Source organism: Chitinophaga tropicalis, from assembly GCF_009758205.1.
Lineage (GTDB): Bacteria > Bacteroidota > Bacteroidia > Chitinophagales > Chitinophagaceae > Chitinophaga > Chitinophaga tropicalis.
In genome coordinates, this window is the sequence record NZ_WRXN01000008.1 from 32,928 (window position 1) to 44,629 (window position 11,702).

General features: G+C 46.4%; 7 protein-coding genes. 5 read left to right on the plus strand and 2 right to left on the minus strand.

What is annotated here, in order from left to right; translation table 11 throughout:
- The first annotated feature begins 118 nt into the window (after positions 1 to 118).
- The gene (locus GO493_RS18290; protein ID WP_157307672.1) at positions 119 to 2,407 is read left to right on the plus strand and encodes a GAF domain-containing protein; all 2,289 of its coding nucleotides are present in this window, start codon (positions 119 to 121) and stop codon (positions 2,405 to 2,407) included.
- Between the two features lie 50 nt (positions 2,408 to 2,457).
- Here the strand turns inward: GO493_RS18290 and GO493_RS18295 are convergent, their stop codons facing one another.
- Complete coding sequence (locus tag GO493_RS18295; RefSeq protein WP_157307673.1) at positions 2,458 to 3,657, minus strand: family 16 glycosylhydrolase; 1,200 nt, start codon at positions 3,655 to 3,657, stop codon at positions 2,458 to 2,460.
- Between the two features lie 244 nt (positions 3,658 to 3,901).
- On the opposite strand from GO493_RS18295, the gene GO493_RS18300 reads away from it, so the two are divergent.
- The 4 genes from GO493_RS18300 (at position 3,902) to GO493_RS18315 (ending at position 10,890) form a co-directional block, all read left to right on the plus strand.
- On the plus strand, positions 3,902 to 6,748 hold the full coding sequence (locus GO493_RS18300; RefSeq protein ID WP_157307674.1) for a triple tyrosine motif-containing protein: 2,847 nt from the start codon (positions 3,902 to 3,904) through the stop codon (positions 6,746 to 6,748).
- A 332-nt stretch (positions 6,749 to 7,080) separates the two neighbouring features.
- Positions 7,081 to 9,489 (plus strand): ABC transporter permease, encoded by a 2,409-nt coding sequence (locus tag GO493_RS18305; RefSeq protein ID WP_157307675.1) that lies wholly within the window; start codon positions 7,081 to 7,083, stop codon positions 9,487 to 9,489.
- A gap of 202 nt (positions 9,490 to 9,691) precedes the next feature.
- Positions 9,692 to 9,886, plus strand: coding sequence for a hypothetical protein (locus GO493_RS18310; protein WP_157307676.1), 195 nt, complete (start codon positions 9,692 to 9,694; stop codon positions 9,884 to 9,886).
- Positions 9,887 to 10,083: 197 nt separating this feature from the next.
- Positions 10,084 to 10,890, plus strand: a complete 807-nt coding sequence (locus GO493_RS18315; RefSeq protein ID WP_157307677.1) for a class I SAM-dependent methyltransferase — start codon at positions 10,084 to 10,086, stop codon at positions 10,888 to 10,890.
- Positions 10,891 to 10,901: 11 nt separating this feature from the next.
- Here the strand turns inward: GO493_RS18315 and GO493_RS18320 are convergent, their stop codons facing one another.
- Positions 10,902 to 11,702, minus strand: coding sequence for an aspartyl/asparaginyl beta-hydroxylase domain-containing protein (locus GO493_RS18320; RefSeq protein WP_157307678.1), 801 nt, complete (start codon positions 11,700 to 11,702; stop codon positions 10,902 to 10,904).

An 11,702-nucleotide genomic window follows, 5' to 3' on the forward strand; every position in this document is an offset into this window, starting at 1 on the left:
CTGATAGGAATTTTTTTTGCGCTGCGCGGCTGGATTTGAATAAAGGGGGTTAGCTCTGCGGACCAGACGGAGACGGTACCCTTATGTTAAAAAGGGATTAATTGATTACTTTTATGCTATGAACCTGCATGCTTTTTCAGATAGTCCTTTTCTTATCCAGTTCAGTTTTCACCAGATCATAGAAGAGCTGGAAAAACAGGCGGCAGAGCCGGCAGGTGAATATGCTGAGCAGGCAAGGCAACTGCTGCAGGACCTGGGTCCTTATCCCCAGTTCAGGGAAGGCATTACAGAGTATGCGCAGGTAGAAGGTCATGAAGACCTGTTACGCCGTCTGCTGAAAGATTATTTTCCGCCGGCACTTACCCTGAATGAGATCAAGGCTGTCACCTTTCCATACTTCAACATCACCTTTAATCATACAGAAAGGTTTAAGAATATCCTGAAAGCGGCGGGACCGGATTTCCAGATCAACATCAGGGACCTTGATCCGCACCAGCTGTATGTGCTGAGCTGCTGTATTATACTGAATGAATACTACGGCACCAACGTGGATTTCAGTACGCCGCTGTTCTATGATATACCGGCAGCCAATGGCACCATCAGGCATTACCGTATCTTATACAATGCTGATTTTCTGGATGTGCTGCCAACGGAAAAGTCCGTGCCTCTTACAAAGGAAGATATTGATCTGCTGCTTAACAACTATGACGACCTGGACCTCTGGAAACAGAAGTTCCCTGTTGGCAGCTGGCTGCTGAAAGGCTTTGGCATTATGAACCTGTATGATGCCACTATCGAGAATGCTGTTTCCATACTGAAGGAAAAACTACTGGGGTTAAACGCAGCGGATTTCCAGGAGAGTGTTGAAGCCATTTTCCGTTCCATATACCGTATCCCGGATATCAAAATAGGTTTTACGCTCTACAACCAGGAAGAGGGTAGATTCAGTCATGATGTTTTTGGTCAACAGATACACAGCTACCTTCTTCAGGCACAGCGGAACAGTGAGCCTGACGAGATGTTATGCCTGCATTCTTACTATAACCTGATACAGAAGAAGGTGTACTATGCTGTTTCGGATACTTCAGCGCAGGGCAATGCAGATACAGACAGCCTGCTGGTGCGCAATCTTGCTGCTATTGGCGCACGCAGTTTCATACTGGCCCCGATTGTAAAGAACGGTCAGCTGCTGGGCGTACTGGAAGTACTGGCCAGTAAACCCGGAGAGCTAAACAGCGTCAACGCCAACAAGCTGGATGTGGTCATGCCTTTCCTGACAGATACTATTGAGCGGCTGATAGCAGAGTTGGAAAATGAAGTACAGGCGGTGATACAGACAGAGTATACTGCTATTCATAACAGTGTATACTGGAAGTTCAGGGATGAGGCGCAGAAGCTGATACTGCGCCGGCAGCTGGGCAGGGAGTATAAACTGAAAGAGATCATCTTCCAGGATGTATACCCGTTATATGGACAGATAGATATTAAAGGTTCCACGCAGGCGCGTAATGAAAGTGTGCAGAAAGACCTGCGTTACCAGGTAAAAACGATGCTTGCCTTGCTGGAAAAGCTACCTGCAGATAATAGCTCTTATGCCGGGGAAAGACAACAACTGAAAGATTACCTGGTAGAGCTGACCTTCCCGCTGAGGGCCAGTACAGAACAGTATATCAGCAGTTATCTTCACTCTATCCATCGCCGTATCCGGGCAGTGCCTGATGCGGAGCAGCATCCGCTCATCAACAGTTATTTTGCAGAGACTGATAAGCTAACGGGGGCATTCCATACTTACAGGCGTATGCATGAAACCACCGTATCGCTTATCAATGACCATATGGCCAGTATTATTGACAACGGGCAGATTGCCATGCAAGCCGTATATCCTCATTATTATGAAAGGTTTAAAACAGATGGGGTTGAGCACAATCTTTATATTGGCGCTTCTATAGCACCTAATCATACTTTTAAAATTGAGTATCTGCACAAATTACGGCTCTGGCAGTTACAGATGCTTTGTGAAATGAGCAGTTCTCACCGGGAGCTGCTGCAGCCAACACTCCCCTATCCGCTGGAAATCACGGCGCTGGTACTGGTCTACAATTCCAAACTGGCTATCCGTTTCCGTATGGATGAAAAACGTTTTGATGTGGATGGCAGTTATAATGCCCGTTTTGAGATCGTGAAGAAAAGGATAGATAAGGCGCATATACAGGATACGGAAGAGCGTATCACGGAATCGGGGAAGCTTACTATTGTTTATTCTTCGGACGCAGAAGAAGCAGAATATACAGGCTATATACAGGAGCTGCAAGCCCGCGGGATGCTGGACAGCGATATTGAGAAACTGGAAGTGGAAGACCTGCAGGGAGTATCGGGGCTTAAGGCGTTGCGTATTAAAATTTCCTGAGCAATCTTATTTGAAGGGCGCAATGAATGCGCCCTTCTTTTACTAAACCCTTAATATGTAAACTTCTCCCAACCTCCTATTGCTGCACGGTTGCAGGTCATAGCCTGTTCACCGTTCTCGCTGGATACGTACAGGCCATTATTGCCCCTCAGGGAAAATGTACCGTCGCTATTCGCTATCCAGTCAAATTTCTCCCAATCCTGGATAGTTGTCCTGCTGCAGGTAATAGGGTTGGCTCCATTCTCTGATGATACGTACTTGCCCTGGCTTTGCAGCGCTACTTTTCCACCGCCGGCCTCTACTACAGTGAACTGTTCCCATGCCTGTGCAGTGGCCCTGTTGCAGGTCATTGCCTGAGTACCGTTCTCTCCGCTTACAAAGAGATTGTTGTTACCTCTTAATGAGATAGTGGCGCCGATGGGGGCGCCGCTACCGGTGTTGGTGATGTTATATACCCTTACATAGTCTACCAGCATGCTGGCAGGCAGGGCGTTGTCATTAATAGTATTTCCCGGAAGGTTACCGCCTACGGCCACATTCAGAAGAATGAAGAAGTTGTTGTGAAACTCTTCTGTTCCGTTGATGTTGTTCAGGATATTGGCCGTATGGTATTGTACTCCGTCAACATACCAGCGGATTGAGGAAGCATCCCATTCTATTGCATATATGTGGTAGTCTGTCGGTGTAGTGGTGGTGCTGCCGCCATAGTAGGAATAAGCGGTATTGAACCAGTGAATGGTGCCCAGTACGGTGTTACGCGTGTTCACGTGTTCCATGATATCGATCTCACCGCAGGCGGGCCAGCCGGCAGTAGCGATATTGGAGCCCAGCATCCAGAACGCGGGCCATAGTCCCTGTACACCTGGCAGTTTGATACGCGCCTCTACACGGCCATATTTCCTGGAGAACTTACCGTTGGTGTTGATGCGGCCGGAAGTGTAAGGCTGGCCGGCCACCGTCTGTTTACGCGCAGTGATGACCAGGTTACCGTTACTTACGGCAACGTTCTCTGTCTGGTAGTACTGTTTCTCATTGTTGACGCCCAGGTTACCATTTTCATATCCCCATTTGGAGGTATTAAGGCTGGTACCGTCAAACTCATCGGACCATACCAGCTCATAGGCCAATGCGGCAGGAGCTGCAGCAATAGCTTCATCTCTCTTTAAACCGGGAGCTTCCTGCCCTCCTTCCTTCTTACAGGCAATGGCTGTAGTTAACAGCGCAGATAAAATCAATAGTTGTTTCTTCATAGCTTTTCAATTAACGTGGTGAATGAATAATGAATCATGGTTTTCATAGTCTCTAATGTTTATTGTGAGGGATTGATGATTCCGGACCGGGCCCAAAGATCAACAATAATTACCTGCAGGCGCTTTTCAGGGGGTACGTCAATTCTACTACAGCAGAAAGATACCCTATTGATTATCAATGAACATATTTTACGTCACGCCTACTTCAGGGAGATTATTTACTATTTTTAATCAAACGTTATGAATGAAAAGGCTCCTTTTGTTTGGGCTGCTCTGGCTGATAGCAGTTACTACCCGGGGCCGGCAGATCAGCGGACTGCCGCCCATCGTCAACCATACCAAACTGCAGCATACAGGAGGTGGGCAGACATGGGATGTTGATACAGACCATCGCGGCATTCTTTACTTTGCCAATAATGAAGGGCTACTCACCTTTAACGGGAATACCTGGACCTTACTGCCCGTACCCAACCACACCCGCCTGCGCTCCGTTCGTGTGGATAAGAACGGCAGGATCTACGTAGGTGCGCAGGACGACTTTGGCTATTACCAGGCGGACGCTGACGGCGTGTTGCGCTATACCTCCCTTAAACCGCTGATCCGTTCCGGCAGGAAAGAATTTGCAGATGTCTGGAATACAGTTCTTTATAACGGCAGCGTATACTTCCGCAGTAGTAATAATATCTTCTGTTACCGGGATACAATGGTAACGGTGTATCCTGCCCCGGGTGAATGGCGGCATCTTAGTAAGACCAGCCGCGGGCTCTTTGCTCAGGACGCCCGGCAGGGACTTATGCAGTTAAAGAATGGCAGCTGGCAGCCTATATGTAAGGAGATAACAGCACAACATATGCAGGTATGCGGGGTGCTGGAGCATGAAAATGATACCCTGCTGATAGGGACACTGAAACATGGGTTTTATAAACTTTACGGCGGGCGGCTCATTCCCTGGAAGATTGCGGCGGACAGCCTGTTCCGCAATATCCAGATGAGCTGTATAAAAGCCTGGGAGGATGATCAGCTGCTGATAGGGACTTCCTACGGAGGTTGTTATATCCTGCAACGCAGTACCGGCCACATACTGCAACGTTTTTCCGTTGAGGAAGGCCTGCAGCATAATGGTGTGCTGCGCATCTTCACAGACCCGGCCAGGAACATCTGGCTAACACTGGACAACGGTATTGATATGGTCCGTTATAATACGGCTATCAAACAGTTACTGGCCAACAACAAAAATTATCTTACCACCTATGCAGCCAGGGTATTCAACAACCAGCTGTTTATCGGAACTTCTGACGGGCTGTTTGCCGCTCCGCTTGGCGCTATGAATAATTTCCGGCCTGTGAACCAGACCAAAGGGCAGGTATGGCATCTCTCGGCAGCCGGCGGACATCTTCTCATGGGCCATCATGAAGGCGCCTTCGAAATAAAGGACAATACAGCCGTCCCTCTCCTGAGAAATACCGGCTGCTGGCTGTTCCGGCCCCTCTCCCGCTTTATACTGGCTGGCTGTTATAACGGGCTTCGCCTTATCCCGTCAGATAGCGCGGTGCTCAGATCTGCCAGGAATGTCCGGGGACTGTTCGAATCCCTGCGTTTCCTGACACCGGAAAATGACAGCGTTATCTGGGCCTCCCATCCCTACAGGGGAGTATACAGGATCAGGTTGGAACGTGATACCATACTACATTATACCCTCTTCACGCAGCAACATGGATTGCCTTCAGGATATAATAACTCTGTATTCCGCATCCATGATAAAATGATCGTCGCCACCCAGGCAGGCGCATACGAATTTGATCCCTTACATGAGCGCTTCATTCCCTCTCCCTGGCTGACACCCGTATTCAGGAACATCCCGCTTCAATACATGACGGAAGACAGTAAGGGAAATATCTGGTTTGTGTCTGATAAAATGCCGGGCGTTCTTGACTTCCGGAAAAACAGTATTGTTTTTTTCCCGGAGCTGAAGGGAAAAATAGTGAACGGCTTTGAGTGTATCTACCCTTATAATGACGAGCATATCTTTATCGGGGCGGAAAAAGGTATGTACCATATTAATTACCGGAACTATCTGCAGTCAAAGGAAAAGCCCGTTGTGCTGATCAGCCGGGTGATAGCGCAAGCTGATACAGACAGCCTGTTGTTTGGCGGATATCGCGCCTCTTCAGAGGCGGCGTTCAAAGCCATGCCCAATGCTTATGCAGGATTTCACTTTGAATATGCCACTCCAATAGCAGGACAGGAAAATACATTGGAATATAGCTTTCGCCTGATGGGGTTTGACAATACCTGGAGCGACTGGTCTTCCCGTACAGAGAAAGACTACACCAATCTGCCATACGGGGATTATACTTTTTCGGTCAAAGCAAAAGATAACCTGGGTAATATCTCCTTCCCGGCCAGTTATACCTTCCGTATCCTGCCCGCGTGGTACCAGACCATTTTTGCCCGGATCGTTTATGGTTTGATACTACTAGGACTTGCCTGGTATGCTTATCTCTTTCAACGGAAAAAATTCACGACTCAACAGCGGAAATATCAGCAGCAGCAGGAGCAGCTTATTCTTCAGCATCAACTGGAAAAGGAACAAAGGGAGAAGCAGTTGATCAGTCTGCAGAATGAAAAACTTACTTCAGAAGTACAGTTCAAGAATAAGGAGCTGGCCACTTCCACTATGTACCTGCTGCAGCGAAGCAAACTGCTTTTCACCATCAAGGAGGAGATACTGATGGCTATCAAAAAGATAGAGCCATCGCCGTTGCATGCATTTAAAAAAGTCCTACGCATGTTTGAGGAAGCAGAGAACAATGAAGAGGACTGGGAGCAATTCTCCCGGCACTTTGATGAGGTGCATAATAACTTCCTTTCTTCACTGAAAAAGCAATATCCTGATCTTAGCACCACAGATCTGAAGCTGTGCGCCTACCTGAGGATCAACCTTACTACTAAAGAAATAGCGCAATCCCTGGGTATTTCTGTGCGTGGTGTGGAAACCAGCCGTTACCGGTTAAGGAAGAAGCTGTCTATTCCGGGGGAGATAGGGTTATATGATTTTTTGATAGGAATAGCCGATGTTGAGAAGAATTGACAGAGGTTAAATGACTTCATATTGTGCAAACACCGACCGAGATTATCCGTTACGTTGCAGGGAACCCGGAAGTGAACGCAGGTGCATCGAAACCGGACAGTTTCGTATAGTTATAAATTATAAGACACTCATTATCAATAAGCATTAAAGCGGCATTTTCTTTGTTCCAGGCAGCGAGGAGAATTGCAAAAAATTGATTTCGCCTTCGGCGAAATCAATTTTTTGAGGGAAGAAAGGCCTGCGGCCGGCAGGAGAAATCAAATTTTTGAGAAGTGAAGGCTGACCTGCAGTCAGTCGAAAAATAAAAGCCTAAAATAAACCTGCGTCGACATATGTTACAGAACTACATCAGGATAGCCTGGAGAAACATTCTGAAAAACCGGTTCTATTCAATTCTGAATATTACAGGCCTGGCAACGGGTATTGCTTTCACAATATTGATTGCCGCTTATGTATGGAGTGAGCTGCAGGTAAATAAGCGCGTTAAAAATGTAGATAACCATTATATTATTGAAAGCAAGTGGAAAGACCCTAATATGGGATATGAGTTTGCTACTGTAGGTATGTTGTCCAAGGCGCTGAAAGAACAATATCCAACACTGGTGAAGAACTACTATCGCTGGGATGGGATCACCACCAATGTTTCTTTAGGAGAAAAAGCATTCAGGGAAAGCGTACAGATAGGCGACAGTACCTTTCTGAGCATGTACGGATTCAAAGTACTTTCAGGCAATGCTGCCACTGCTCTTGCTGATCCTTTCTCTGTCGTGATATCAGATAAAATAGCATTGAAATACTTCGGAAAAACAGATGTAACCGGCAAAGTGCTTACAATGGAGAACTTTGGAGGTTCAAAACATGACTTCATGATAACTGCAGTGATCAGTTACAATGGAGATAATTCCGTTTCCCATATGCTGGAGGATGATGCCAACGGGTTCTATCTACCACTGGAATCTGCATCGTTCTTTGGACGGAGAATAGAATTCTGGGATAATCCTTTTATTGTAAGTATGGTGGAACTTCAGGATGGTGTTACGCCACAACAACTGGATAAGCCTATCGCCTCTTTGCTGAAAACACATTCAACACAACAGATAGCTGCAGATATGCACCCTCACCTGGCGCCTCTTAAAACCTTTCACCTGGAAAAGTTCAATGGGGTGGTGAAGCGAATGTTATATACTTTATCAGTCATTGTATTATTTATTTTACTGATGGCTGTAGTCAACTTCGTTAACATGTCTGTAAGCCGTTCTTCTTCACGCCTGAAGGAGATAGGCGTACGAAAAGTGCTGGGCGGGTTGAAGAAACAGCTTATCTGGCAATTCCTGACAGAATCTACTATACTCATTCTCTTTGCCACATTACTTGCGTTTGTGGTATACCTGCTGGTCAGCCCGGCATTTGGGCAGGTGCTGGGTAAAGATCTTCCACGGTTGAATGCATTTCCTTTGTACTTTATGGCCTTCCCTTTCCTGATCATCATAGTAACAGGACTGGTTGCCGGTTTATACCCGGCATTTGTACTGTCATCTATGCAATCTGTAGATTCATTGAAAGGGAAACTGAAAACAGCGAAAGAAAACGTTGTGCTGCGAAAATCGCTTGTGGCATTCCAGTTCTTTACAGCAGCTGTTGTGCTTATCAGCGCTTTTATTATAACCCACCAGGTACAGCTGTTCTTCAGTAAGGACCTGGGATATAATAAAGAATTCATGATATCAGCCCAGGTACCGAGGGACTGGACACCAGCCGGTGTTAACCGTATGGAGGGCATCCGTGCACAACTGGCGTCTATACCTGAAGTAAAGGAGGTAACGCTTTCCTATGAAGTGCCTGATGGCAATAACTCCCAGGGCATCAATGTTTATCATGCCTCTGCCGATTCCACAACGGCTATAACATCTTACCTGTTAAGCTCAGATGAGCACTATGCAACTACTTATGGTATCCCGATGAGTGAGGGTAAATTCTTTACTGATCCTGGGATGAAGGTTGACAGCAGCAAAGTGGTGATCAATGAGAAACTGGCGAAGGCGCTTGGATGGGAGCATCCTGCAGATGCTATAGGACAGCTGGTGAGAATGGACCTGGCCCGGACTCCGTTCACTATAGCCGGCGTAACGAAAGACTTTCATTTTTCTTCTATGGCACAGGCTATTCAGCCTATCTTCTTTACACATATCAAGAACAGCAACATCTATCGCTTTTTCTCCTTTAAACTGCAGTCAAAAGATATTCCGGGATCTATTGCCGCTTTGCAGCGTAAGTGGTCGGAGCTCCTGCCCGGGGCACCGTTTGAATATAAATTCATGGATGAAAGACTTTCCCGTGTATACAAGACAGAGATACAGCTGCAGAAAGCGGCTTATACAGCTACTATACTATCTATCATCATTGTGTTGCTTGGCGTGACAGGAATGATATCTTTAAGTGTGCAGAAACGTACGAAGGAGATAGGTATACGGAAAGTGCTGGGAGCCTCTGTAAGCGGTATTGTAACACTCTTTGCAAAGGAGTTTATGCTGATCATATTAATAGCCGGCCTGCTGGCTTGTCCTGTTGCTTATATGCTTATGCAGAAATGGCTGGATAACTATGCTTATCATATCAATATTACGGCGGAACCATTTGTGGTTACTTTGCTGGCGCTGGCGGGTGTTACGGCGGTGCTGATAGTTACCCAGACTATAAAAACGGCGTTGAGTAATCCGGTTAAGAGCTTACGGTCGGAATAGTACATTCCATCATCCATTTAACCTGGGTTATTCTTTAATAAGGATAACCCTTTTTACTGTGTATTTGATCTTTGTCTTTTCATATTCAAGGACAAGCAGCATTGAATTAGTTATTCCTCCTAACTTGTTGTTGATAGTTGGAAATCCGGTGAAATGAATTAATTTCGGGTAATTTCATTTTTTAAATTTTAAAAAAATTGCGATGCCAGAAAATCAATTTGAGGCTATAATGGCCGCTATTCAAGGGCTGACTGTTAAGTTTGAGAATAGATTTGATAAAGTTGAAGCCCAATTAGTTAGTATTAACGGCGAATTGAAAAGGATTGAACATTGGACACCTTACAATGCAAACCAGGATATTGTTGCTAAATTAGCAGCTATTACCGCCCGTAAATAAGTTATCCTTAATCCAAGATCCACTATACCCCTAAAATTTTTGAACCTTACCAGTTGCCTGGTAAGGTTTTTATTTTAAACTAATACAGCGCTACTTTGGGGCGAAAGCGATTTTGAGAGGGAGAAGAGAACTTTTTTTGAAACAGGCTATTATTTTTTTGAGATAAGCTGTATATTTTTCAGCATAAAATAAATTCCATGACCCAGAACATTTCCACAGAAAGAGCCAACATGCCAACGGGCGTTAATAAAGTACTGGACAGAAGAACGGTTGAAGCTGATAATAAAAACCTATTGAAATTCCTGAGGCCAGGCATGCATGTGCTGGATGTAGGATGCGGTTCAGGCGCTATCACCAGGGGCATTGCGGAAATAACAGGACCTTCGGGCAAGGTGACGGGGATTGATGTAAGTGAAGATCTTATAGCACAGGCGTCTGCGCATTTTGGGGATGTTCCTTCCCTGCAATTCAGTGTGGCAGATATTAAAGCATTTGACAACGGGGACAGATACGACCTTATTACATCTGCCCGGGTGCTGCAATGGCTGCCTGACCCGAAAGCGGCATTGCTTGCAATGAAAAAGCTGTTAAAAGAGAATGGCGTTATTGCCATCCTTGACTATAATCATGAAAAGATAAAATGGGAGCCCGCTATCCCCGCTCCTATGCAGCACTTCTACAATGCTTTTCTGCAGTGGAGGAAGGATGCCGGTTTTGACAATGCCATTGCGGATAACCTTACCGGTATTTTCAGGGAAATAGGATTTAATGAAGTATATGTAAGTTCTCAGTCAGAACGTACGGAGAAAGGAGAAGCCTCTTTTTCTTCACGTGCCGACATATGGATACAGGTAGCCGCCGGCAGGGGCAAACAGCTGGTGAAAGATAATTATGTTACAGAGGCAGAAAGATTGGCAGCCATAGCTTCTTATGAAGAATGGATGACCGGTGAAGGACAGAGCATGGAAATGTACCTGCTGGCTGTAGAGACAGCGAAGCCCTGATAACAGGCTGCTTAAGGCACGAAGGCTGTTTGCCGTTTCTTTTCATCATGCCGTGACTGCGTTCTGAATGAGAGCGTGCGTTGCAGGGGGAGGATAAGCCATATGCTTATCCTGAGCAGATCGTAGAGACGCTTTTTGAAAAAGCCCTTCTGCCTGCCCAGGAAGGCAAAGCGCTGATAAAGCATCTGGAGTACGGAAGATGCCAGCACATGTGCGCATACCATGTTCTCCCTGGCTGCAAATTCCGGTCTTACGACATCGATAATGAGTATCATGCGTTTGCGGTCTGAGTTATTCCAGGCCGTATGTGTTTGTGCGTCGCAGAAAGGCAGGGCCTTTCCGTTTTCCCAGGGGCGGATCTCCTTTCCTACCTGGAAGCCACATTCGGGCAGCGATGCCGGAACGGAGAGTCCCAGGTGACAGCGGATAATAGCGTCTGTATCTCCCTGATGGGGGTTGATATTGGAATGAGGTTCCAGCACGCTGAGCGAACAGGAAGTAAGGTGAGGGATGCGCTTCATGATGCGTACTGTTTCCGGGCATTTACGGCAGTTGTCATGCATGGTGAACTTCCAGAAACAGAGGCCCATCGTTTTCCATTTCTTAGGCGGGAAAGACATGGACTTATTGATAAAATAGGGCTTCAGCCTGGCAGGCCTTTCTTCCATCAGGGTAAACACTTCGTCCCTGATCACTTCCCAGTTGTCTTCCAGCTCTTTGATCCAGGGCAGGGTTGATCTATCGTAGAAGGCGGGCTCTTTTCCCATATACCGTCCGCCAAAAACATTATACCAGGGTTGCTGCTTTTCCAT

Coding starts and splice junctions, on each gene's coding strand:
- GO493_RS18290 (WP_157307672.1), top strand. CDS start 119: ATGAACCTGCATGCTTTTTCAGATAGTCCTTTTCTTATCCAGTTCAGT.
- GO493_RS18295 (WP_157307673.1), bottom strand. CDS start 3,657: ATGAAGAAACAACTATTGATTTTATCTGCGCTGTTAACTACAGCCATT.
- GO493_RS18300 (WP_157307674.1), top strand. CDS start 3,902: ATGAAAAGGCTCCTTTTGTTTGGGCTGCTCTGGCTGATAGCAGTTACT.
- GO493_RS18305 (WP_157307675.1), top strand. CDS start 7,081: ATGTTACAGAACTACATCAGGATAGCCTGGAGAAACATTCTGAAAAAC.
- GO493_RS18310 (WP_157307676.1), top strand. CDS start 9,692: ATGCCAGAAAATCAATTTGAGGCTATAATGGCCGCTATTCAAGGGCTG.
- GO493_RS18315 (WP_157307677.1), top strand. CDS start 10,084: ATGACCCAGAACATTTCCACAGAAAGAGCCAACATGCCAACGGGCGTT.
- GO493_RS18320 (WP_157307678.1), bottom strand. CDS start 11,702: ATGGAAAAGCAGCAACCCTGGTATAATGTTTTTGGCGGACGGTATATG.